Below are 22,567 nucleotides of genomic sequence, written 5' to 3' on the forward strand. Positions count from 1 at the left end.
GTGGCCTATCAATTTAGATTCCAAAAGCTGCTGGAACTAAAAGAGAACGAAAAAGACCAGTCCTTATCTGAGTATCAGCAATCAGTTTCTGAATTTGAAACTGTAGCGGAGAAACTATATGAGAATATGAGCAAAAAGGAATTGCTTGAGCAAAATAAAGAAAACAAACTGAAAAGCGGGATGAGCGTTCAAGAGATGAGGCATTATCAGCAATTTGTCTCAAATCTTGAAAACACCATTTATCACTACCAAAAGCTCGTCATTATGAAAAGGAATCAAATGAACCAAAAGCAAGAAGTGTTAACAGAAAAAAACATTGAAGTGAAGAAGTTTGAAAAGATGCGTGAAAAACAGTTTAAAATGTTTGCTCTTGAAGACAAAGCTGCAGAGATGAAAGAAATGGACGATATTTCGATCAAGCAGTTTATGATTCAAGGCCATTAGGAGCGAATGTAATGTCCGGCAAAAAGAAAGAATCAGGTAAGTTCCGATCGGTTTTGCTGATCATTATCCTTCCGCTGATATTTCTGCTTATAGCAGGGGGGATTGTTCTCTGGGCGGCTGGTGTCAATGTCTTAAAGCCGATACAGGAAGCTGCAGCCAAAACGCCAGTTCTTAAAGAATTGGTTCCTGAGACCGAAGATAAAAAAGATACATCATCATCAGCTAAGAATAACAGTAATACGGCGGCTCTGGAAAAAACCATTAAGGATCAAAAAAGTGAGATCAGTATATTGAATAAGGATTTGGATACAAGCAAATCTGAAATAGACAGGCTGAATCAAAAGATTCGTTCTCTTGAAAAAACAGCGGAAGACCAAAAAAAGACATCGAAGGATAACACAGAAGGTTCATCAAGTTCTGATAAAGCTTCTGATGATAAAGTCATCAGTGTTTATAAAAGCATGGACAGCGGAAAGGCTGCTAAAATCATTGCCCAATTAAAGGAAAAAGAAGCGCTGAAAATATTGAATGGACTGAGCAAAAAGCAGCTTGCTGAAATTTTGGCAAAAATGACTCCTGAGCAAGCGGCAACATATACAGAAAAAATTGCTGCCAGCCAAGAATAGGGGGAATAAAGGTGAAGCTGCTTGAATTAGCCGGACCCCGGCTGCAAACTACAGCAGGGACAGCTGCTAAAACAATCAAAAATAGCCAGGGAGTTTTTCAAAATTGGCTTATGTCTGAAGCTGGCTCGAAAGAACCTTCATCACAAGGAAATGGGACTCTGACTGACGATCAGCTTTTAAAAGATGCATGTAAAAAGATCAGTGATTGGCTAAATGCAACTCCTGAAAACCAAGACAAGCAAAAAGTCGATCTTCTGCAAACGTTAAGTAAACTAACAGGAAAGCAGCTGGATGAATCCGCTCAGCAAATGTTACAGAATCTGCTGCAAGCAGTTGAATTAAAATTGGCTGACGGAACTGATCAACTGCACATGGGGCAAATACTTGCAGACAAAACCATTTCTGAAGATGAAACTGCTCTGACTGCAAAGAATTCAGCTGGTGATGCCGCCGCAACTGATGAACTCAAGTCTGATAGAGAGCAAGAAGTTCAGGGAAATGAGGCATCAGCAGAAGATGTTAAAACGCTTATTCATATCCAAATGCTTATCAGTCAGCTTTTAGAAGGAAATAAAATGACTGACCGTGATCATCAAGCTCATACTGTCTACAAAAATGGAGATGAATTTCTTTCGGCATTAGATAAAAAGGGCATATCGGAACAGCTTATTCAGGATCTTAAACAGCAGATATTTACAAAAGACGAGTCAAGTTCAAAGCTTTATACGATGTCAAAGTCAGAGCTGAAAAGTTTTCAAAGCTTAATGGAACAGATGTCAGTGCTTCCTCAAAAAGGGACGAAGGAATGGAATATAGCTGAAAGTCAGCTGAAAGCTTTCTTGTTATCGAAATCATCCGAATCGTCACTAGAGGTCGGAAAACGTGCCCTTTCGCCGGACACTCTGACGTCAGGTAATAAAAGTACGGCAGATTCCTCTGTAAGTATTCAGCCTATAGATAGTAAGTCAGGAATTCAAATGATGTTTTCAGGCTACCGGAGCACCGGAGGAGTTCAGACACTCGATTTGCAGCTCTCATCTGATTTGCATGCAGCCGAAACGAAAACCGTTGCTGATCAAGTGATCAGTGCATGGAAGCAGATGAAATATACACCCTTTGGGAGGTCAACCGGCAGTTTTACAATTCGGCTGAACCCTGAACATTTAGGATTTGTCACAATTAAGCTGACAAATGAAAATGGAATGTTCCAGAGTAAAATCATTGCATCCAGCCAATCTGCAAAAGAGCTGCTCGAACAACATCTGCCTCAGCTGAAGCAATCACTGCCGAATATGGCTGTACAAGTTGACCGTTTTACATTACCGATTCAAAGCGGAGACCAGCCGATATATGGCCAGCTTGCTGATGAACAGAAACAGCAGCAAGAGGGACAGAAGCAGCAAAGACAGAAAAAGCAATCAAACGAGTTTGGAGACTTGCTTGATGAAGTGTCAATGGTTGAATTGGAGGAAGAAGAATGACATCAATAAGCTCAGAATATAAATTGCCTGAAAAAACAAGCAGCACTGCCGCTGCAAGCAACAGCAGCCTGGGAAAAGACGAGTTTTTAAAAATATTAATGACTCAAGTCCAAAACCAAGATCCGCTTAATCCGGTTGATGACAAAGAATTTATCAGCCAGATGGCGACTTTTTCAAGCCTGGAACAGATGATGAATCTGAATACGACGATGACTAAATTCGTTGAAAACCAAGATCCGTTTACAACGTATGTTGATTGGATGGGAAAAGAAGTATCTTGGACTGATGGTAAAAGTGCAACAGATAAAACAGGCACAGTAAGCTCTGTTAAACATTCTAAAGGAAATTATTATCTCGTTCTTGATGATGGGACCGAGATCAGTCCGGCGAATGTCATGTCTGTGGGACAATCATCTAAATAAAAACATCTGGGGGAATATATTATGTTACGTTCACTTTATTCTGGAATCAGCGGTATGAAAAACTTTCAAACAAAACTTGATGTTATCGGCAATAACATTGCCAACGTGAATACAGTGGGATTCAAAAAGAGCCGGGTTACCTTTAAAGATATGGTAAGTCAAACGATTGCCGGCGGTTCTGCTGCTGGTGCAACAATCGGCGGAACAAACTCTAAGCAGATCGGTTTAGGTTCATCATCTGGCACAATTGATACCATCCATTCAACAAGCGCGACACAAAGCACAGGAAGAACGCTTGATTTAGCGATTGACGGCGACGGTTATTTTCAAATCGATACAGGTGATGGAACGGCTTACACAAGAGCCGGAAACTTCTATTTAGATAATACCGGAACATTGGTGACTGGTGACGGCTACCATGTGTTAAATATGACGGGAGGAACAATAAAAATTCCTCTAGATGCCCAAAGCTTTAGTATCGGATCTGATGGAAAAGTGTCAATTGTTGATGCTGGCGGTAAACCACAAGATGGCGGTCAGATCGGGATTGTTACTTTTGCAAACAGTGACGGCTTAGATAAAATTGGAAGTAACTTGTATCGTGAATCTTTGAACTCTGGAACTGCTAGTGCAGCTAATCAGCCTGGTGATGGCGGTACAGGTGCCTTGAAGTCAGGATTTATAGAAATGTCTAACGTTGATTTAACAGACGAGTTTACTGAAATGATTGTTGCTCAGCGCGGGTTCCAATCAAACTCCAAGATTATTACAACATCGGATGAAATCCTTCAAGAGCTGGTAAACCTTAAACGTTAAGGAGGGAGGGGAGGCGAGTAATCGCTTCTCCGCTGTTTTATGATTAAAGTAACCCGTTTAAATGGGCAGCCCTTTACGCTGAATGCGTTATTTATTGAACAGATTGAATGCTTTCCGGATACTACAATCACACTGTCGAACGGTAAGAAGTTTGTAGTAAAAGAAAATGAAGAAGCTGTTCTGGAGAAGATTGCGTCTTTCTATCAAAAAATACAAATATTTTCAATGGACCATGGAATAGAGGAACCGGAATGAAGAAAAAATTATTGATCATTTTACTAATTATTCTTATCGTAATTGGTGCTCTCGGGACGGCGGCTTATTTTGTTTTAGGCGGAAAGTCCGAAAAAAGTGAGGCAAAACGAAGTATTGATGAAATCGTTGCATCTTCTGTTGATGTAGCAGAAATCACAACAAATTTAAAGTCCGATAACATTATTCGCTTAGCGATTAAACTTGAAACTGACTCTGATAAATCAAAAGAAGAGCTTGAAAAACGTGATTTTCAAGTGAAAGATGCTGTTATATCACTGCTGGCTGATACGAATGCTGATGAGATTGAGGGAGACAAGGGAAAAGAAACCTTTAAGAAGGAACTAAAAGATAAAGTGAATAGCTACCTCCAAGAAGGAAAAGTAGAAAAAGTGTATATTACCTCTTTTAATCTGCAATAAAGCATAATTTGACAGAATACGGAGGTGAGGAAAATGTCAGGAGAAGTTCTCTCCCAAAATGAAATAGATGCACTGCTTTCTGCAATATCAACGGGTGAAATGGATGCTGAAGAGCTGAAAAAAGAAGAAAAAGAGAAAAAAGTGAAGGTTTATGATTTCAAACGCGCGCTGCGGTTTTCTAAAGACCAAATCCGCAGTTTAACAAGAATTCATGACAATTTTGCAAGACTTCTTACAACTCACTTTTCTGCTCAGCTCAGAACGTATATCCATATATCGGTCAGCTCTGTTGATCAGGTTCCATACGAGGAATTTATCCGATCCATACCGAATATGACGATCCTGAATTTATTCGATGTCCATCCGATGGAAGGCAGAATTATGATGGAGGTTAACCCGACAATTGCCTATACGATGATGGATCGTGTGATGGGGGGCATCGGGATCAGTCATAATAAGGTTGATAGTTTAACAGAAATTGAAACAAAAATTATTTCTAATTTATTTGAAAATGCACTGGGAAATTATAAAGAAGCTTGGCAGTCCATTGCTGATATTGAACCCGAAATGACTGAGTTTGAAGTGAATCCGCAATTTGTTCAGATGGTATCTCCTAATGAAACGGTTGTTGTTATTTCACTCAACACACAAATCGGCGAAATCAGCGGTGTCATTAATCTTTGTATCCCGCATATCGTCCTCGAGCCGCTCATACCAAAGCTTTCGGTCCATTATTGGATGCAATCAGAAAGAAATGAACCGAAACCTGAGGAAACAAAGTCGCTTGAAAAACGTATCATGACAGCACAAATACCTGTCGTGGCCGAACTCGGCACATCTGAACTGACAATAGAAGAGTTTTTAAGTTTAGAAGTCGGAGACTGCATAACTTTGGACAAATCAGTAACAGATCCTCTTACTGTATTGGTCGGAGATAAGCCGAAATTTTTAGGACAAGCCGGCCGGGTGAATCGAAAACAGGCAGTGCAAATTTTAGACCACGACATAAGAGGTGAACAAGATGGAGAATAACAGATTATCTCAAGATGAGATTGACGCGCTTCTTAACGGCACGAGCAGCACACCTGACGAGCCTGAGGCTACGGAAGTGCATGACTTATCGGACATGGAGCGTGATGCGATCGGTGAAATCGGAAATATTTCATTCGGCAGTTCAGCGACAGCTTTATCCACGCTTTTAAATCAAAAAGTTGATATTACGACTCCAAACGTAACTGTCATCCCAAGAAGCAAAATCAGTGATGCGTTTCCTGAACCGTATGTTGCAATTGAAGTGAATTATACGGAAGGTTTCAGCGGCAGCAACCTGCTAGTCGTCGAACAAAGTGACGCAGCGATTATTGCGGACCTAATGATCGGGGGAGACGGGAAAGGTGCAGATCCTTCACTTGGAGAGATCCATTTGAGCGCGGTTCAAGAAGCGATGAACCAAATGATGGGGTCGGCAGCAACGTCAATGTCTACTGTATTCAGTAAAAAAATTGATATTTCACCCCCGCGTGTAGAACTGCTTGATGTAAATGAAGAAAAAGGAACAGACCGTATTCCTGCTGATGAAATGCTGGTTAAAGTTTCTTTCCGCTTGAAGGTGGGCGAGTTAATAGACTCTAACATCATGCAGCTATATCCGCTGACATTTGCTAAAGATTTGATCTCGAGCCTTATGAACACGGAGGAAAGTCTAGCTGAAGAAACAACGCCGGAGCCTGAGGTTACATATGAACAGCCGAAAGAGCCTGTGATGCCCGAGCCGCGGAACGAACCGCAGCAGCAAGCGCCGGCTAAAAGGCAGGGGAAACCGAAGAAAGCCGCGCCTGTTCAAGTTTCACCAGTGGAATTTTCATCATTTGATCCAAATGAGAGCACACAAGCTCCTATAAACAATCTGGATATGCTTTTGGATATCCCGCTTTCGATCACTGTTGAACTCGGCAGAACGAAAAGAAGTGTAAAAGAAATTTTAGAACTTTCAGCCGGAAGTATTATTGAGCTTGATAAATTAGCCGGTGAGCCGGTAGATATTTTAGTGAATCAGCGTATCGTCGCCAAAGGCGAAGTCGTGGTCATTGAGGAAAACTTCGGAGTAAGGGTCACTGACATATTAAGCCAGGCAGAACGCATTAATAATTTAAAATAAAGAAACACGAGGAGAGAGAAAAAAATTATGGCACATAGAATTTTAATTGTAGATGACGCAGCATTTATGAGAATGATGATCAAAGATATTCTGGTAAAAAACGGTTTTGACGTAGTGGCAGAAGCTGAAAATGGCGCTCAGGCTGTAGAAAAATTTAAAGAGCATTCTCCTGACTTAGTTACAATGGATATCACAATGCCAGAAATGGACGGTATTACTGCACTAAAAGAAATTAAACAAATTGATGCTCAAGCTAAAATCATTATGTGTTCTGCCATGGGACAGCAATCAATGGTTATCGATGCTATTCAAGCCGGCGCTAAGGATTTTATTGTAAAACCTTTCCAGGCGGACCGTGTGCTTGAAGCAATCAACAAAACATTAAGCTAAAGGGTGTACGACTGTTGAAAAAGAGTCAATGTTTCATTGCTTTTATATGTTTTTTCATTTTATTCAGTGTTCATCCGCTTGCTGCTGATGCGGCGGCATCTGATGATTCAACTGTAAACGAATGGTTTCAAAAGAAAGAGGAAAAGACCGCAGATAAGCCAGAGCAAAAGAAAGAAAAAACGACACAAACTGCTGATGAGACGGAGGGAGCTGCTGCTCCTTCTGTTTCAGCTTTTGATTTTGTGAAGATGATTTTCGCTTTATTGTTTGTCATCGCGCTGATTTACGGGCTTGTTAAGCTTATGAACAAAAGAAACCGGCTGCTAAAGCCTTTTCAATATGTCGAAAATATCGGCGGAACATCGGTTGGCCAAAACCGATCTATCCAATTGATTAAAGTCGGCAACAGTGTTCTCGTCGTTGGGGTAGGAGAGACGATCCAGCTCCTTAAAGAAATTGAGGATGAAAAGGAAATCGAAGACATACTCAGCCAGCATGAAGAGGCGATGTCAAGCAAAATAGAGTGGCAAAAGCTTGTCAAACCCCTAAAGGGTTCTGAGAATCAGCCGCAGCAAAAGCTGCCTTCATTTTCAAAAGCATTAAAAGAGCAGCTTGAAGAGCTAAAACAAAACCGTTCAGAAGGAAAAAAGAAAGGCCCACGTCATCATGAATGAGTTTATAAATATTTTCAGTTCAAGCGATCCGGATAACGTCAGTTCAACTGTTAAATTACTATTATTGTTAACTGTATTTTCAGTGGCGCCTGGAATATTGATTCTTATGACTTGTTTTACCCGCATCGTCATCGTTCTGTCGTTTGTCAGAACTTCACTGGCGACGCAATCAATGCCGCCCAACCAGGTCCTTATCGGCCTTGCGCTATTTTTAACATTTTTTATTATGGCTCCTACTTTTTCAGAGATTAATAAAGAAGCGCTGACACCATTGATGGACAATAAAATCAGTTTGGACGAAGCGTATACAAAAGCTGAGGAACCGATTAAAGAATTTATGAGTAAGCACACAAGGCAGAAGGATTTGGCACTGTTTATGAATTACGCGAAAATGGATAAACCCGAATCATTAAAAGATATTCCTCTTACAACGATGGTTCCCGCTTTTGCCATTTCGGAGCTCAAAACAGCGTTTCAAATAGGCTTTATGATTTTTATCCCCTTTTTAATTATTGATATGGTAGTGGCGAGCGTACTGATGTCAATGGGGATGATGATGCTCCCTCCAGTTATGATTTCTCTGCCCTTTAAAATTTTACTTTTTGTTTTAGTAGACGGCTGGTATTTAATTGTGAAATCTTTGCTTCAGAGCTTTTAGGGTAGGTGCTAAATGTGAATTCAGAATTTGTAATTTCTATGGCGGAAAAAGCCGTATATGTAACGCTGATGATCAGCGCGCCTCTGCTTGCGATCGCCTTATTGGTCGGATTAATCGTCAGCATCTTTCAGGCGACAACTCAAATCCAGGAACAGACTTTGGCGTTTATTCCCAAAATCGTGGCAGTCCTCTTGGCACTGATTTTTTTCGGGCCATGGATGCTGTCGACCATCCTTTCGTTTACAACAGAGCTGTTTTCTAATTTAAATCGTTTTGCAGGGTAATACAGTGATGAATTCGATTATTGATTTATTTCCTGCTTTTTTATTGGTTTTTATTAGAATCTCTGCTTTTTTTGTAACGGTTCCGCTATACGGCCACAGAAACGTTCCGGCTGTTCATCGTATCGGATTTGCTTTTTTTCTTGCAGTCATTTGCTTCAGCACGATTGATAAACCTCCGTCTTTGGAGGTTGACGAGCAATATATGCTGCTGGCGTTTAAAGAAGCTTTGGTGGGTCTGTGTCTTGGTTTGATTGCTTATATGATGATTGCTGCTGTTCAGATAGCCGGTTCGTTTATTGATTTTCAGATGGGTTTTTCAATTGCGAACGTTATCGATCCGCAAACGGGCGCACAGAGTCCATTGATCGGCCAGTTTATCTATACGATGGCTCTTTTGTTTATGCTGAGTGTCAATGCGCATCATTTGCTGCTGGACGGTATTTACTACAGCTTTCAGTATATTTCGGTTGATCAGGCATTTCCGAATTTTGGCGATGAAAAGTTTGCTTATCTTATCGCCAAAAGCTTTAATGCAATGTTTATTATTGCATTTCAAATGTCGGCGCCGGTTGTTGCCAGTTTGTTTCTTGTGGATCTTGCATTAGGCATTGTGGCCCGGACAGTTCCGCAATTAAATGTATTTGTCGTCGGTCTGCCTTTAAAGATTGCTGTCAGTTTTATCATGCTCATCGTATGTATGTCCGTTATCTTCGTCGTTGTTCGGAATGTTTTCGGCTTAACGATTGAAACGATGCGGAATCTTTTAGCATTGGTCGGTGTTTCTTAATGAAGCTAAGAATTGACCTCCAATTTTTTGCGGGAGAAAAAACAGAGAAAGCCACTCCGAAAAAACGGAAGGATACTAGAAAAAAAGGGCAGGTTGCAAAAAGCTCTGATGTGAATACTGCCGTTTCGTTATTAGTCATCTTCCTTTCGTTTATTGCGATCGGCCCGTATATGAGAGACAGGCTGCTGTCATTTATAGAGACATTTTACACGGAGTCACTCACAATGAAGCTCTCAGAATCAAATGTGCACATCCTGTTTATCAGCTTATTAAAGGATACTGGCATCGTACTTGCTCCGATTCTGCTTGTTGCCCTTGTTGCAGGAGTTGTAAGCAACTATATGCAGGTGGGATTTTTATTTTCTACGGAAGTGATCCAGCCTAAGCTTGAAAAATTGGATCCGATAAAAGGCTTTAAACGGATATACAGCATGAGGGCGATTGTAGAGCTGCTTAAATCGATTTTGAAAATTGCTGTTGTAGGATTTGCGGCGTTTGTTGTGCTTTGGATGCACTATGGAGAAATTCTCCGCCTCCCGCTTCTGACACCTGAAGAAGCACTTTCCTTTGTTTCAAAACTCACCCTGTGGATGGGGCTGAGCGGAGCAGGGGCTTTGTTGATTCTTGCCGGACTCGATTATTTGTATCAGAGATTTGACTATGAGAAAAATATCAAAATGTCAAAGCAGGATATAAAAGATGAGTACAAAAAATCTGAGGGAGATCCGATTATTAAGTCTAAAATTAAGCAACGACAGCGGGAAATGGCGATGAGGCGGATGATGCAGGAAGTGCCGAAAGCTGATGTCATCATCACAAACCCGACTCACTATGCGATCGCACTTAAATATGACGAAGAAAAAATGGATGCGCCATACATTGTTGCAAAAGGTGTTGACCACCTTGCATTAAAAATAAGGAAGATTGCTAAAGAGCATGATGTCATGATGGTAGAAAACAGGCCGCTTGCCCGTGCGTTATATGATCAGGTTGAAATTGACCAGGCAGTGCCGGAAGAGTTTTTTAAAGTCTTGGCAGAAATCTTGGCGTACGTATTTAAAACGAAACAAAAAGTAAATTGAATTTTACGATTCAAAAGGAGAGAAAAAACAGCATGTCAACAAGAGATTTATCCGTTTTAATAAGTGTTGTCCTCATTGTGGCAATGCTGGTGATACCATTTCCTCCATGGCTGTTAAGTATTTTGATCATTATTAATATTTCTCTTGCGTTGATCGTGCTTCTCACCACAATGAATATGCAAGAACCGCTGCAGTTTTCGATTTTTCCGTCACTGCTGCTGCTTTTGACCTTATTTCGTCTGGGCTTGAATGTGTCAACGACGCGTTCGATCCTTTCGCACGGCGAAGGAGGGAAGGTTGTTGAGACCTTCGGTAACTTCGTTGTCGGCGGAAATGTTTTAGTCGGACTTGTTGTATTTATTATCTTAATTATTATTCAGTTTATCGTCATCACAAAGGGCGCGGAACGTGTTTCCGAGGTTGCGGCAAGATTTACGCTTGATGCAATGCCGGGGAAGCAGATGAGTATTGATGCTGATTTAAACGCAGGCATGATTAACGAACAGGAAGCGAAACACCGCCGTGAAAAAGTAGCTCGAGAAGCAGACTTTTACGGTGCGATGGACGGTGCCAGCAAATTTGTGAAAGGTGATGCAATTGCCGGAATTATTATTGTAATGATCAATATCATTTTCGGAATCATTATCGGTATGCTGCAGCAAGGCATGGCGATACAAGAGGCAGCCTCTCATTTTACGATGCTGACTGTAGGAGATGGAATTGTATCGCAAATTCCGGCGCTGTTAATTTCTACAGCTACAGGTATTGTCGTGACAAGAGCAGCCTCCGAAGGAAACTTAGGTCATGACATCACAGGCCAGCTGTTCGCTTATCCAAAGCTCTTATATGTTACAGCAGCAACTATTCTGCTTCTTGGCTTGTTTACTCCAATTGGTATTTTCCTAACAGGGCCGCTTGCAGGGCTGCTTGCTTTTGGCGGTTATACGCTATCTAAAACAGGTAAGGAAAAAGAAGAAGTGGAAGAGATTCTTGAGGAAGAGGCTGAAGTTGACGAGCTCAAAAGCCCCGAAAGTGTTGTGCAGCTTCTGCATATAGATCCGATAGAATTCGAGTTTGGCTATGGTCTGATACCGCTGGCGGATGCTAATCAGGGCGGGGATTTATTGGACCGAATTGTGATGATTCGCCGTCAGCTGGCGCTTGAACTTGGGCTTGTCATTCCTGTCGTGCGTATCAGAGACAATATCGCTTTGCAGCCTAATGAATACCGATTGAAAATTAAAGGAAATGAAGTAGCAAAAGGCGAGCTATTACTAGATCATTATCTAGCAATGTCGCCTACGCCTGAAGACGACCTGATTGAAGGGATCGAAACAGTAGAACCGTCGTTTGGGCTTCCAGCCAAATGGATTGGCGAATCGGTGAAGGATGAAGCTGACATGCTGGGCTATACAGTTGTAGATCCGGCTTCAGTTGTCTCAACACATATTACAGAGAAAATTAAGCAGCATGCTCATGAATTAATCGGCAGACAGGAGACGAAACAGCTTATTGATCATTTGAAAGAAACGTATCCGGTCCTGGTGGAAGAGGTTACGCCAAATCCATTATCTGTCGGAGATATTCAGAAAGTGCTGGCTAAACTGTTAAAAGAAAAAGTTTCAATCCGCAATTTGGTAACCATTTTTGAAACGCTTGCCGATTACGGAAAACTGACAACAGACTCTGATCTTTTGACAGAGTACACAAGACAGGCACTTGCTAAGCAAATTACTGCCCAGTTTGCCAAAGAAAATGAAGTGTTAAAAGTGATCACTTGTTCCGGCCGTGTAGAAAAGGCAATTGCTGACGGTGTACAGCAAACAGAACATGGGAACTATTTGTCGCTTGAACCAGATGTGTCGGAAAGCATTGTGCGCTCTGTTGCAAAAGAAGCCGAACAGCTCTCAATACGGCAAGAGACTGCGATTCTTCTTTGCTCGCCGCCTGTAAGGATGTATGTGAAACAGCTTCTGGAACGATATTTTCCGGATCTTCCTGTTCTTTCTTATAACGAGCTTGAGGCTAATGTCGAAGTTCAAAGCATTGGAGTGGTGGATATTTAATGAAAATCAAAAAATTTACTGCTGCTTCAATGCAAGAAGCGGCACAGCTTATCAGAAAAGAACTAGGCAATGAAGCGGTTATACTGAATTCCAAAAAAATCAATAAGCGTAAATGGTTCGGGCTTTTAAAAAAACCGGCTGTTGAAGTGATAGCCGTATTGGATCAAGATTTTCTTGAGAAAAAAACAGCTGAAAAGGCAGCAGAGCCGAAACAAACATCAAAACCTCCTGTCAGCAGTCCGAAAATAGAGGAGAGGATAATCCCTCAAATTCCGGCTCAATCTGAGCCAGGTGATCTTTCAGCATATCAATCCGTACTTCCTGAACCGCTCAGAAAAGCCGAACAGCTTTTGGGAGAAACCGGCGTTAATGAATCAATTAAGACCAGTACTATGAAAAAAATACTGCGATTCTCTGTTGAATCGGGCGGACTGACAGAAGAAAACGTGGCCGGTAAACTTCAGGATATACTGTGCGGGGCACTGCCTCCAGCAGACAAGTGGCAGGAGCCCATTTGTTCGAAGTATATCGTGCTGTTTGGTTCGACGGGCGCGGGTAAAACAACAACGCTTGCAAAACTAGCAGCGTCTTCTCTGCTTGAAAAACAGAAAAAAATTGCTTTTATTACAACAGATACTTATCGGATTGCAGCAGTTGAACAGTTGAAAACATATGCCGAGCTGCTGCAGGCTCCTCTGGAAGTCTGTTATACAAAAGAGGAATTTCAGCGGGCGAAAGAATTATTTGCTGAATATGATCATGTATTTATTGATACAGCAGGAAGAAACTTCAGAGAACAGCAATATATCGATGAACTGAAAGAGACGATTCCTTTTGAAAGCAGCATTCAGTCATTTCTCGTTTTGTCAGCGACTGCAAAATATGAAGATATGAAACAAATTGTCAGACGTTTTTCATCTGTTCCTGTCAATCAGTTTATTTTTACGAAAATAGATGAGACTGCTTCCTTAGGCTCTGTATTCAGTATACTCGCAGAATCAAAGATAGGCGCCGGGTTTATCACAAACGGCCAGAATGTGCCGGAGGATATACAGACAGTCTCGCCGCGGGAGTTTGTAGGGATGCTGTGCAGATGAACAGATTTGACCAAGCAGCAACTTTACGGGCGAAAATGAAGAAGCGTGAGCGCGATCTGCCGATTGTTTTTGCACAGAAAGCTAAAACACTTGCAGTCATCAGCGGCAAGGGCGGTGTCGGAAAATCCAACATCACTTTAAATATGGCTCTTGCGCTGCAGGATAAAGGCAAGAAGGTACTGCTTATTGATCTTGATATCGGAATGGGGAACATTGATATATTAATGGGAAACTCGTCTTCCGCGACTATTATTGATGTTCTAACTGAGCGCAAGCCTTTTATGCAATCCATATCTACTGGGCCAAAGGGTCTTCGGTATATATCTGGCGGAACTGGGCTGGATGTGATGTTTCAGCTGGACCAGAAAAAATGGACCTTTTTTGCTAATGAGCTTTCTCATGCGTTAAGCCAGTTCGATTATGTACTGTTTGACATGGGGGCGGGCTTATCAAAAGACCAGCTGCCTTTTATTTTATCAGCAGAAGACATTTTGATTATAACAACCCCGGAGCCTACAGCCATTATGGATGCATACAGCGCTGTCAAACATTTAGCTTTGACAGGAAATCAGCTTTCAATGAAAGTAGCTGTCAATCGGTGCCATGATCAAAAGGAAGGGCTTGACGCTTTTACCCGCCTTTCCCGGACCATTCACATGTTTTTAGGCGAAGCGGTTCAGTTTGCCGGTTCAGTCCCTGACGACGGGATCGTGAGCAAAGCAGTTGTCGAACAGGTTCCTTTTTTATTAAAAAGTCCTCAGGCAAAAGCCAGCCGGTCAGTCCGTCTCCTAGCGGACGCCTTGTTTGAAAGAGAAGAAACTAGACACAAAGAAGAAAAACAGACATTTATTGAGAAATTATCTTCTTTTTTAATGAGGAGGGCTTAATTTGATTCGTGTGCTTGTAGTTGATGATTCGGCTTTTATGAGAAAAATGATAAGTGATTTTCTAACCGAGGAAAAGCAGATAGAAGTAATCGGAACTGCGAGAAACGGAGAAGAGGCACTTAAAAAGATAGAATTGCTGAAACCGGATGTTATCACACTTGATATCGAAATGCCGGTGATGAATGGAACAGACACACTGCGGAAAATTATTGAGCTTTATCAGCTGCCGGTCATTATGGTTTCAAGCCAGACCCAGCAAGGAAAAGAGTGTACGATTAACTGTTTAGAGATAGGCGCCTTTGATTTTATCACAAAGCCATCTGGTTCTATATCTTTAGATTTATACAAAATTAAAGAACAATTAGTTGAGCGGGTCATCGCGGCTGGGCTTTCCGGCCAGCAAAAAGCTGCGGCTCCGGCGGTCATTCGGCCTGAGCCTAAACGCATCGCTATGCCTGCAGTGAGTCAGTCAAAATCTGGAACAGGCAGACATATTGTTTGTATCGGCACGTCAACAGGCGGACCAAGGGCGCTTCAAAAGGTGATACCAAAGCTTCCTAAGGATTTAAACGCGCCTGTAGTCGTTGTACAGCACATGCCTGAAGGCTTTACTGCTTCTCTGGCTGATCGGCTGAACCATCTGTCTGACATTCGTGTAAAGGAAGCAAAAGATGGCGAAGCAGCTCTTAACGGCTGTGTGTACATAGCTCCGGGGGGAAAAAACATATCCGTTATCAAAAACAGCGGCGGCCTTAAAATCGTTCTTGATAATCACGATACGCCAAGCCGTCATAAACCATCAGCAGACTACTTGTTCCGTTCTGTCGGCAAACTTGCACACTATGAAAAAGTAGCGGTCATTATGACTGGAATGGGCAGTGACGGTACTGCCGGTCTTAAGGACATGCTTGCGTCCGGCAATGTGAAAACCATTGCAGAGTCTGAAGAATCTTGTGTTGTATTTGGGATGCCGAAAGCAGCCGTTAAGGCGGGCCTTATTCATGAAATTAAACATGTGGAAGATATCGCAGCATCCATCACAAGCTGTGTGAAAAAAGAGAGGGTGTGATTCAAATGGATATGAATCAATATTTAGATGTCTTTATTGATGAAAGTAAAGAACATTTACAAACATGTAATGAAAAGCTTCTCCTTTTAGAGAAAGACCCGACAGATCTTCAGCTCGTCCACGATATATTCAGGGCTGCCCATACACTAAAAGGTATGAGCGCAACGATGGGGTATACGGATTTAGCCCATTTAACCCATCTGCTTGAAAACGTATTGGATGCTTTTCGAAACGGAGATATGGCAGTTACATCAGACTGGATGGATATCTTGTTTGAAGCGCTGGATCATCTGGAAGCAATGGTTCAGTCTATTATTGACGGCGGGGATGGTAAAAGAGACATCTCCGAAGTGAGCGCAAAGCTTGACGTGAACGGTGCGCATGCTGAGACTGCTGCTTCAGCGGAACCTGCTGAAGCGAAGGGTTCAGCATCTGATTGGGGATATGATGAGTTTGAACGAACAGTGATAGAAGAAGCGGAGGAGCAAGGTTTCAAACGGTATGAAATCACAATTTCTCTGAAAGAAGACTGTATGTTAAAAGCGGTTCGTGTATATATGGTTTTTGAGAAGCTCAATGAGATCGGAGAAGTAGCCAAAACAATACCGAGTGCGGAAGTGCTTGAGACGGAAGATTTCGGCACTGACTTCCAGGTGTGCTTCTTAACGAATCAAACGGCTGAAGACGTTGAACAGATCATCAACGGAGTTTCAGAGGTCGAGCATGTTGAAATTATTCAGGGCTCGCCTTTACAACCAGCCGAAAATCCGGAGGAGCCTCAGGCGGATACACCAGCTGCTGCACAGGCACCTGTTAAGCAGGATAAACAAAAGCAGCCTGCTAAAAACGAGGAACAGTCGAAGCATACATCAGGCGGATCTAAAACAATTCGTGTCAATATCGACAGGCTTGATTCTTTAATGAACTTATTTGAAGAGCTTGTCATTGACCGCGGGCGTCTTGAGCAGATTGCAAAAGAGCTTGAGCACAATGAATTGACTGAAACAGTAGAGCGAATGACGAGAATTTCCGGCGATTTGCAGTCTATTATTCTCAACATGAGAATGGTTCCGGTTGAAACTGTTTTTAACCGTTTCCCAAGAATGATTCGCCAGCTTCAAAAAGAGCTGAATAAAAAAATCGAACTCTCCATCATCGGCGCGGAAACAGAACTTGATCGAACAGTAATTGATGAAATTGGAGATCCGCTCGTTCACTTAATCAGAAACAGTATTGACCATGGAATTGAGTCTCCGGAAACACGTTTGCAAAAAGGAAAACCTGAGTCTGGAAAAGTTGTGCTGAAAGCTTATCACAGCGGAAATCACGTCTTTATTGAAGTAGAGGATGACGGGGCAGGCCTTAATCGCAAAAAAATCCTTGAAAAAGCGCTTGAGCGCGGTGTCATTACAGAAAGAGAAGCTGAAACCTTAGAAGACAATGAAATTTATGAATTGATATTTGCTCCGGGATTCTCTACAGCTGATCAAATTTCGGATATTTCCGGGCGGGGTGTCGGGCTTGATGTTGTGAAAAATAAACTCGAGTCACTCGGCGGTTCAGTCAGTGTGAAATCTGCAGAAGGACAAGGATCACTATTCAGCATTCAGCTTCCGCTTACACTGTCCATTATTTCAGTTCTGCTGATCAAATTGGAAGAAGAGACATTTGCGATTCCGATTTCTTCTATAATTGAAACGGCAGTTATAGACAGAAAAGATATTCTGCAAACGCATGACCGTGAAGTAATCGATTTTAGAGGGCATATTGTCCCTGTCGTTTATTTAAAAGAAGAGTTTAAAATAGAAGATACAAGACAAGATGCGGAACAGCTCCATATCATTGTCGTGAAAAAAGGCGACAAACCTACTGCATTTGTGGTGGACTCCTTTATTGGCCAGCAGGAAGTTGTGCTGAAATCACTCGGAGATTATTTAACAAACGTCTTTGCAATTTCCGGAGCTACTATTTTAGGAGACGGAGAAGTAGCGCTCATTATCGATTGTAATGCACTGATTATTTAACCATACGAGGAGGTGTCTCACATGACTGCAGAAATTAAAACAGGCGAAAAAATGATTGTCTTTATGGTAAATGGCAAAGAATATGCCATTTCTGTCACTCAGGTGAAATCAATTGAGAAATGGCAAAAGCCAACGAGAGTGCCAGGCGTTGAATCTTATATTTGCGGAGTGATCAATTTGCGCGGCGTGGTGACTCCGGTTATTGATTTAAGAAAGCGTCTCAGCTTGCCTGAGTATGAAATTACCGATGAAACACGAATTATCATTATTGCTTATCGTGATATTGAAGTCGGCTGGATAGTGGATGAAGCAAATGATGTCATAACAGTTCATGAAAGTGAAATAGAGTCCGCTCCGGAAAGTGTTCAAAAAGACACGTATGTGTCGATCAAACAAATTGTAAAACAAGAGAACAGGCTCTTAAATATTATTGATGCAAATGCGGTTTTGGATAAAGAATCATCTCAGTCCGCTGTGCCCGATCAAGCTTAATCTTAAAGGGGTTATGACATGAGTATTTTTAATGGAATCAAAGAAGAGCAGATGGACATTTTGCGGGAAGTCGGCAATATCGGAGCCGGCCACTCTGCTTCTGCAATGGCCCAGCTGTTAAATAGAAAGATTGATATGGAAGTCCCGTTTGCAAAGTTACTATCGTTTGATGAACTTGTAGACTTTTTCGGCGGAGCAGAAATGCCGGTCGCCAGCATCTTTTTAAGAATGGAAGGCGATTTAACGGGCTCAATGTTCTTTATAATGCCTTTTTATCAGGCGGAGCAGTTTATCAGAGAGCTGATCGGCAACCCGGATTTTGATATAGAAAACCTGGGTGAAGATCATATGAGTTCTTCCGCTTTGCATGAACTGGGCAATATTTTAGCAGGATCATATTTAACGGCATTGGCTGATTTGACGAAACTCCAGCTTTACCCGAGTGTTCCAGAAGTTTCACTGGACATGTTCGGTGCTGTCATCAGTGAAGGTCTGATGGAGCTCAGTCAGGTTGGGGAACATGCAATTGTTGTTGATACGTCAATTTTTGACCAAAGCCATCAGCAGGAGCTAAAAGCGCATATGTTTATGCTGCCGGACTATGATTCATTTGAAAAGCTCTTTGTCGCCTTGGGTGCTGCATTATGAGTACAACTGCGGCTGCTGTTGTAAAGGTTGGAATTGCGGACGTGAAGATCGCCCGCTTCCCGGATTCAATCCGGACGTCTGGTTTAGGATCGTGCGTAGGGCTGGTGCTTTACGATAAAGAAAAGCAAACGGCGGGGCTTGTCCATGTCATGCTGCCGGATTCGACGTTATCAAAAACAGCTGAACTCAATCGGGCAAAATATGCCGATACCGCTGTAAAAGCTACGATTGATATGCTGGTAGAAGCGGGCTGCCGAAAGTTTGCGTTAAAAGCAAAGCTTGCCGGCGGATCAGAGATGTTTAAATTTAAAATGACGAATGATTTGATGAAGATCGGACCGAGAAATGTCTTGGCGATAAAGGAACAGCTGTCGTTATATAATATTCCGATTATCAGTGAAGATACGGGAGGCTCAAGCGGCCGGACGATAGAATTTGAACCGAAGTCCTGTATGCTGCATATTCGAACTGTTAAACAAGGTGAAAAAACGATTTAATTAAGGTATTAGGGGGATAACAATGCAATCCTTGAATTATGAAGATCAGGTGCTTTGGTCGCGCTGGAAAGAGTGGAAAGATCCTAAGGCCGGTGATGATTTAATGCGCCGTTACATGCCGCTTGTCACATATCATGTAGGCAGAATTTCTGTCGGACTGCCAAAATCAGTGCATAAAGACGATCTTATGAGCCTTGGTATGCTTGGTTTATATGATGCCCTTGAAAAATTTGACCCCAGCCGGGACTTAAAATTTGATACCTACGCCTCGTTTAGAATTCGCGGTGCAATTATTGACGGGCTTCGTAAAGAGGATTGGCTGCCCAGAACCTCGCGTGAAAAAACAAAGAAGGTTGAAGCGGCGATTGAAAAGCTTGAACAGCGCTATCTTCGGAATGTATCGCCCGCAGAAATTGCAGAGGAACTCGGAATGACGGAACAGGATGTAGTGTCAACAATGAATGAAGGTTTTTTTGCAAATCTGCTGTCAATTGACGAAAAGCTTCATGATCAGGATGACGGGGAAAACATCCAGGTCATGATCAGAGATGACAAAAATGTCCCGCCGGAAGAAAAGATCATGAAAGATGAGCTGATAGCGCAGCTTGCGGACAAAATTCACGAACTCTCTGAAAAAGAACAGCTTGTGGTCAGTTTGTTCTATAAAGAGGAATTGACACTGACAGAAATCGGACAGGTATTGAATCTTTCTACGTCCCGTATATCACAAATACATTCAAAGGCACTATTTAAATTAAAGAATCTGCTGGAAAAAGTAATTCAATAAAGAATTCTCATGATTAGCGAGTGAAAAACATGTCAACACTATTATGGCTTTTAAGCTTCACGCTTCACGGCGTTCTTCTGTACGCTGTCATTATCCTGTATATGAGGCTCGCAGCTGTGAAAGAAACAGAAAAACAGCAAAAGAAGCTGCTGGAAGAGACGGAGAACACACTTGCGGCATTTCTTCTTGAACTAAAAGAAGAAAATGAGAAGTTGATAGACAACTTGGATGTACCTTCTGTTCAAACTGAAGAAAAACAGAACGAAGAGCATCAGCACGCTGAACAACATTCAGAGCGAGGTGCTGTTCAGGAAGAAGACAACGCTCTTCCCGAGCATATCGAAGGTCTGATCAACGAGGTTGAGAGGGCGGAAGAGAACGTAAACAGCGATGCCCGATCATTTGAAGATGAAGTTATGGCATTATATGAACAGGGATATTCAGCTGGTGAAATTGCTCAGAAATTGAAGAGCGGAAAGACAGAAATCGAGCTATTTCTAAAATTTCGCTCCAAAGCTGTAAAGGATTCTTGATTGTCGCATAAAGCTGTGTTATATTATGTCTTGGTGTTAAATACACACGCTTAACGATTTATGCAGAGGGTGCTGCAGGCGGCAGTTCTGCACAAAAATGACCTAAGCGGAGGAAAAAAACCATTATATTAGGAGGAAATAACATGTCAGTCATTTCTATGAAGCAATTGCTTGAAGCTGGTGTTCACTTCGGTCACCAAACACGCCGTTGGAACCCAAAAATGAAGCGTTACATTTTCACGGAGCGTAACGGAATCTACATCATTGACCTTCAAAAAACAGTCAAAAAAGTAGAGGAAGCTTACAATTTCACTAAAAATCTTGCTGCTGAAGGCGGAAGAATCCTTTTCGTCGGCACAAAAAAACAAGCTCAAGATTCTGTTAAAGAAGAAGCTCAACGCTCTGGCATGTACTATGTCAACCAACGCTGGTTGGGCGGTACATTAACAAACTTTGAAACAATCCAAAAACGTATTAAACGTCTTAAAGACATTGAAAAAATGCAAGAAAACGGTACGTTTGAAGTACTTCCTAAAAAAGAAGTCGTTCAATTGAAAAAAGAATTAGAGCGTCTTGAAAAATTCCTAGGCGGAATTAAAGAAATGAAGGATCTTCCTGATGCATTGTTCATCATCGATCCTCGCAAAGAGCGCATCGCTGTTGCGGAAGCTCGCAAATTAAACATCCCTATCATCGGAATTGTAGATACTAACTGTGATCCTGATGAAATCGATGTTGTTATTCCTGCGAACGATGACGCTATCCGCGCTGTTAAACTTCTAACTTCTAAAATGGCAGATGCAATCTTAGAAGCGAAGCAAGGCGAAGAAGAAGCGGAAGTTGCTGAAGAAACTGCACCAGAAACTGAAACAACAACTGCGTAACCTATTCAAAAGGTGATAAGAGGGACTGCCTTTTATCACCTTTTTTCAAGAAAAATGTCATGATACATATCTTGTTTAAACATATAAGGAGGAATACAAATGGCTATTACTGCACAGCAAGTAAAAGAACTGCGTCAAAAAACTGGCGCGGGTATGATGGATTGTAAAAAAGCGTTAACTGAAACTGATGGAGATATGGACAAAGCAATTGACCTTCTTAGAGAAAAAGGAATTGCAAAAGCAGCGAAAAAAGCTGACCGTATCGCAGCAGAAGGTTCAACTCTTATTAAAACTGACGGCAACAAAGGTGTTATTTTAGAAGTAAACTCTGAAACTGATTTCGTTGCGAAAAACGAAGGCTTCGTAGAGCTTCTTAACACATTGGCTGACCACCTTCTTGCAAACACTCCTGCAGATGTTGAAGAAGCAATGGGCCAAAAAATGGACAACGGCTCTACTGTAGAAGAGTACATTACAAGTGCAGTTGCTAAAATCGGTGAGAAAATCACGCTTCGCCGCTTTGCTGTTCTTACAAAAGATGACAGCTCTGCATTCGGTGCTTACCTTCACATGGGCGGACGCATCGGTGTATTAACTGTTCTTAACGGTACAACTGACGAAGAAACTGCGAAAGATATCGCAATGCATGTTGCTGCGGTTAACCCTCGTTACATTTCTCGTGACCAAGTATCAGAAGAAGAAACAGACCATGAGCGTCAAATCTTAACTCAGCAAGCTCTTCAAGAAGGAAAACCTGAAAACATCGTAGCGAAAATGGTTGAAGGCCGTCTGAACAAATTCTTCGAAGAAATTTGTCTTTTAGACCAAGCATTCGTTAAAAACCCAGATGAAAAAGTGAAACAAGTTGTTGCAGCGAAAAACGCAACTGTTGAAACTTTCGTTCGCTATGAAGTTGGCGAAGGTATCGAAAAACGTCAAGAAAACTTTGCTGAAGAAGTAATGAACCAAGTGAAAAAATAATGGTGAAAAGATGTCGCGATCAAGTCGCGTCTTTTCAGGCAGTATAGGGGACACACTTTGTGTTCCCTATTTTTAAAACTATATTTACAAACCTTTTTTTCTCTTG

At 41.9% G+C, this 22,567-nt stretch carries 27 protein-coding genes; all 27 read left to right on the forward strand.

What is annotated here, in order from left to right:
- Entirely contained in the window at positions 1-444 is a 444-nt protein-coding gene (gene fliJ, locus WA325_RS00410) for a flagellar export protein FliJ (RefSeq protein WP_010334249.1), read from the forward strand.
- An 11-nt stretch (positions 445-455) separates the two neighbouring features.
- Positions 456-1,070, forward strand: coding sequence for a MotE family protein (locus WA325_RS00415; RefSeq protein WP_227599168.1), 615 nt, complete (start codon positions 456-458; stop codon positions 1,068-1,070).
- An 11-nt stretch (positions 1,071-1,081) separates the two neighbouring features.
- A complete protein-coding gene (locus tag WA325_RS00420) occupies positions 1,082-2,551 on the forward strand; it encodes a flagellar hook-length control protein FliK (RefSeq protein WP_336183049.1) in 1,470 nt (489 codons plus the stop codon).
- Positions 2,548-2,973 (forward strand): flagellar hook assembly protein FlgD, encoded by a 426-nt coding sequence (gene flgD / locus WA325_RS00425; RefSeq protein WP_024121401.1) that lies wholly within the window; start codon positions 2,548-2,550, stop codon positions 2,971-2,973. The genes WA325_RS00420 and flgD overlap by 4 nt, the downstream gene beginning before the upstream one ends.
- A gap of 21 nt (positions 2,974-2,994) precedes the next feature.
- A complete protein-coding gene (gene flgG / locus WA325_RS00430; protein ID WP_024121402.1) occupies positions 2,995-3,789 on the forward strand; it encodes a flagellar basal body rod protein FlgG in 795 nt (264 codons plus the stop codon).
- 39 nt (positions 3,790-3,828) lie between these two features.
- Positions 3,829-4,044, forward strand: a complete 216-nt coding sequence (locus WA325_RS00435; protein ID WP_202853057.1) for a flagellar FlbD family protein — start codon at positions 3,829-3,831, stop codon at positions 4,042-4,044.
- On the forward strand, positions 4,041-4,463 hold the full coding sequence (gene fliL, locus WA325_RS00440; RefSeq protein WP_202853056.1) for a flagellar basal body-associated protein FliL: 423 nt from the start codon (positions 4,041-4,043) through the stop codon (positions 4,461-4,463). Before WA325_RS00435 ends, fliL begins: the two co-directional genes overlap by 4 nt.
- A 33-nt stretch (positions 4,464-4,496) precedes the next feature.
- Positions 4,497-5,495 (forward strand): flagellar motor switch protein FliM, encoded by a 999-nt coding sequence (fliM, locus tag WA325_RS00445; protein WP_010334255.1) that lies wholly within the window; start codon positions 4,497-4,499, stop codon positions 5,493-5,495.
- Positions 5,485-6,621, forward strand: a complete 1,137-nt coding sequence (fliY, locus tag WA325_RS00450; RefSeq protein WP_227599166.1) for a flagellar motor switch phosphatase FliY — start codon at positions 5,485-5,487, stop codon at positions 6,619-6,621. Before fliM ends, fliY begins: the two co-directional genes overlap by 11 nt.
- Before the next feature lie 27 nt (positions 6,622-6,648).
- Positions 6,649-7,011 carry a chemotaxis protein CheY gene (gene cheY / locus WA325_RS00455; RefSeq protein WP_010334256.1) on the forward strand — a complete coding sequence of 121 codons (363 nt, stop codon included), beginning with the start codon at positions 6,649-6,651 and terminating at the stop codon, positions 7,009-7,011.
- Positions 7,012-7,025: 14 nt separating this feature from the next.
- Positions 7,026-7,685 (forward strand): flagella biosynthesis regulatory protein FliZ, encoded by a 660-nt coding sequence (fliZ, locus tag WA325_RS00460; RefSeq protein WP_199397622.1) that lies wholly within the window; start codon positions 7,026-7,028, stop codon positions 7,683-7,685.
- Positions 7,678-8,343, forward strand: a complete 666-nt coding sequence (gene fliP, locus WA325_RS00465; RefSeq protein ID WP_202853053.1) for a flagellar type III secretion system pore protein FliP — start codon at positions 7,678-7,680, stop codon at positions 8,341-8,343. The genes fliZ and fliP overlap by 8 nt, the downstream gene beginning before the upstream one ends.
- Before the next feature lie 14 nt (positions 8,344-8,357).
- On the forward strand, positions 8,358-8,627 hold the full coding sequence (gene fliQ / locus WA325_RS00470) for a flagellar biosynthesis protein FliQ (protein WP_010334259.1): 270 nt from the start codon (positions 8,358-8,360) through the stop codon (positions 8,625-8,627).
- A gap of 7 nt (positions 8,628-8,634) precedes the next feature.
- Positions 8,635-9,414 (forward strand): flagellar biosynthetic protein FliR, encoded by a 780-nt coding sequence (gene fliR / locus WA325_RS00475; RefSeq protein WP_024121407.1) that lies wholly within the window; start codon positions 8,635-8,637, stop codon positions 9,412-9,414.
- Positions 9,414-10,496 carry a flagellar biosynthesis protein FlhB gene (gene flhB / locus WA325_RS00480; RefSeq protein WP_024121408.1) on the forward strand — a complete coding sequence of 361 codons (1,083 nt, stop codon included), beginning with the start codon at positions 9,414-9,416 and terminating at the stop codon, positions 10,494-10,496. The genes fliR and flhB overlap by 1 nt, the downstream gene beginning before the upstream one ends.
- Before the next feature lie 32 nt (positions 10,497-10,528).
- Positions 10,529-12,562 carry a flagellar biosynthesis protein FlhA gene (gene flhA, locus WA325_RS00485; protein WP_202853051.1) on the forward strand — a complete coding sequence of 678 codons (2,034 nt, stop codon included), beginning with the start codon at positions 10,529-10,531 and terminating at the stop codon, positions 12,560-12,562.
- Positions 12,562-13,659 (forward strand): flagellar biosynthesis protein FlhF, encoded by a 1,098-nt coding sequence (gene flhF, locus WA325_RS00490; protein WP_336183050.1) that lies wholly within the window; start codon positions 12,562-12,564, stop codon positions 13,657-13,659. The genes flhA and flhF overlap by 1 nt, the downstream gene beginning before the upstream one ends.
- Positions 13,650-14,546 carry a MinD/ParA family protein gene (locus tag WA325_RS00495; protein WP_336183051.1) on the forward strand — a complete coding sequence of 299 codons (897 nt, stop codon included), beginning with the start codon at positions 13,650-13,652 and terminating at the stop codon, positions 14,544-14,546. Before flhF ends, WA325_RS00495 begins: the two co-directional genes overlap by 10 nt.
- A gap of 1 nt (position 14,547) precedes the next feature.
- A complete protein-coding gene (gene cheB / locus WA325_RS00500; RefSeq protein WP_336183052.1) occupies positions 14,548-15,615 on the forward strand; it encodes a protein-glutamate O-methylesterase CheB in 1,068 nt (355 codons plus the stop codon).
- Positions 15,616-15,620: 5 nt separating this feature from the next.
- Positions 15,621-17,639: a chemotaxis protein CheA gene (gene cheA, locus WA325_RS00505; RefSeq protein ID WP_105991188.1), complete on the forward strand. Its 2,019-nt coding sequence runs from the start codon at positions 15,621-15,623 to the stop codon at positions 17,637-17,639.
- Between the two features lie 21 nt (positions 17,640-17,660).
- The gene (gene cheW / locus WA325_RS00510; protein WP_105954241.1) at positions 17,661-18,131 is read left to right on the forward strand and encodes a chemotaxis protein CheW; all 471 of its coding nucleotides are present in this window, start codon (positions 17,661-17,663) and stop codon (positions 18,129-18,131) included.
- An 18-nt stretch (positions 18,132-18,149) separates the two neighbouring features.
- On the forward strand, positions 18,150-18,779 hold the full coding sequence (cheC, locus tag WA325_RS00515) for a CheY-P phosphatase CheC (protein ID WP_059292775.1): 630 nt from the start codon (positions 18,150-18,152) through the stop codon (positions 18,777-18,779).
- Positions 18,776-19,276: a chemoreceptor glutamine deamidase CheD gene (gene cheD / locus WA325_RS00520; protein ID WP_059292774.1), complete on the forward strand. Its 501-nt coding sequence runs from the start codon at positions 18,776-18,778 to the stop codon at positions 19,274-19,276. Before cheC ends, cheD begins: the two co-directional genes overlap by 4 nt.
- A 22-nt stretch (positions 19,277-19,298) precedes the next feature.
- Positions 19,299-20,063 carry an RNA polymerase sigma-28 factor SigD gene (gene sigD, locus WA325_RS00525; protein WP_010334270.1) on the forward strand — a complete coding sequence of 255 codons (765 nt, stop codon included), beginning with the start codon at positions 19,299-19,301 and terminating at the stop codon, positions 20,061-20,063.
- 29 nt (positions 20,064-20,092) lie between these two features.
- Positions 20,093-20,596, forward strand: coding sequence for a Swarming motility protein SwrB (locus WA325_RS00530; RefSeq protein WP_305934048.1), 504 nt, complete (start codon positions 20,093-20,095; stop codon positions 20,594-20,596).
- Between the two features lie 143 nt (positions 20,597-20,739).
- A complete protein-coding gene (gene rpsB, locus WA325_RS00535) occupies positions 20,740-21,480 on the forward strand; it encodes a 30S ribosomal protein S2 (RefSeq protein WP_024121418.1) in 741 nt (246 codons plus the stop codon).
- A gap of 99 nt (positions 21,481-21,579) precedes the next feature.
- Positions 21,580-22,461, forward strand: coding sequence for a translation elongation factor Ts (gene tsf, locus WA325_RS00540; protein ID WP_024121419.1), 882 nt, complete (start codon positions 21,580-21,582; stop codon positions 22,459-22,461).
- Positions 22,462-22,567: the final 106 nt, after the last annotated feature.

The organism is Bacillus sp. 205(2023) (assembly GCF_037027485.1).
GTDB lineage: Bacteria > Bacillota > Bacilli > Bacillales > Bacillaceae > Bacillus > Bacillus halotolerans.

What these genes read in the sequence shown, in the direction of transcription:
- cheA (WP_105991188.1), top strand. Translation starts at nt 15,621, where the DNA reads ATGGATATGAATCAATATTTAGATGTCTTTATTGATGAAAGTAAAGAA.
- WA325_RS00530 (WP_305934048.1), top strand. Translation starts at nt 20,093, where the DNA reads ATGTCAACACTATTATGGCTTTTAAGCTTCACGCTTCACGGCGTTCTT.
- rpsB (WP_024121418.1), top strand. Translation starts at nt 20,740, where the DNA reads ATGTCAGTCATTTCTATGAAGCAATTGCTTGAAGCTGGTGTTCACTTC.
- fliM (WP_010334255.1), top strand. Translation starts at nt 4,497, where the DNA reads ATGTCAGGAGAAGTTCTCTCCCAAAATGAAATAGATGCACTGCTTTCT.
- fliY (WP_227599166.1), top strand. Translation starts at nt 5,485, where the DNA reads ATGGAGAATAACAGATTATCTCAAGATGAGATTGACGCGCTTCTTAAC.
- flgD (WP_024121401.1), top strand. Translation starts at nt 2,548, where the DNA reads ATGACATCAATAAGCTCAGAATATAAATTGCCTGAAAAAACAAGCAGC.
- cheD (WP_059292774.1), top strand. Translation starts at nt 18,776, where the DNA reads ATGAGTACAACTGCGGCTGCTGTTGTAAAGGTTGGAATTGCGGACGTG.
- cheC (WP_059292775.1), top strand. Translation starts at nt 18,150, where the DNA reads ATGAGTATTTTTAATGGAATCAAAGAAGAGCAGATGGACATTTTGCGG.
- flhA (WP_202853051.1), top strand. Translation starts at nt 10,529, where the DNA reads ATGTCAACAAGAGATTTATCCGTTTTAATAAGTGTTGTCCTCATTGTG.
- fliP (WP_202853053.1), top strand. Translation starts at nt 7,678, where the DNA reads ATGAATGAGTTTATAAATATTTTCAGTTCAAGCGATCCGGATAACGTC.
- fliR (WP_024121407.1), top strand. Translation starts at nt 8,635, where the DNA reads ATGAATTCGATTATTGATTTATTTCCTGCTTTTTTATTGGTTTTTATT.
- fliL (WP_202853056.1), top strand. Translation starts at nt 4,041, where the DNA reads ATGAAGAAAAAATTATTGATCATTTTACTAATTATTCTTATCGTAATT.
- flhB (WP_024121408.1), top strand. Translation starts at nt 9,414, where the DNA reads ATGAAGCTAAGAATTGACCTCCAATTTTTTGCGGGAGAAAAAACAGAG.
- cheY (WP_010334256.1), top strand. Translation starts at nt 6,649, where the DNA reads ATGGCACATAGAATTTTAATTGTAGATGACGCAGCATTTATGAGAATG.
- WA325_RS00415 (WP_227599168.1), top strand. Translation starts at nt 456, where the DNA reads ATGTCCGGCAAAAAGAAAGAATCAGGTAAGTTCCGATCGGTTTTGCTG.
- WA325_RS00435 (WP_202853057.1), top strand. Translation starts at nt 3,829, where the DNA reads ATGATTAAAGTAACCCGTTTAAATGGGCAGCCCTTTACGCTGAATGCG.
- flhF (WP_336183050.1), top strand. Translation starts at nt 12,562, where the DNA reads ATGAAAATCAAAAAATTTACTGCTGCTTCAATGCAAGAAGCGGCACAG.
- flgG (WP_024121402.1), top strand. Translation starts at nt 2,995, where the DNA reads ATGTTACGTTCACTTTATTCTGGAATCAGCGGTATGAAAAACTTTCAA.
- cheW (WP_105954241.1), top strand. Translation starts at nt 17,661, where the DNA reads ATGACTGCAGAAATTAAAACAGGCGAAAAAATGATTGTCTTTATGGTA.
- sigD (WP_010334270.1), top strand. Translation starts at nt 19,299, where the DNA reads ATGCAATCCTTGAATTATGAAGATCAGGTGCTTTGGTCGCGCTGGAAA.
- tsf (WP_024121419.1), top strand. Translation starts at nt 21,580, where the DNA reads ATGGCTATTACTGCACAGCAAGTAAAAGAACTGCGTCAAAAAACTGGC.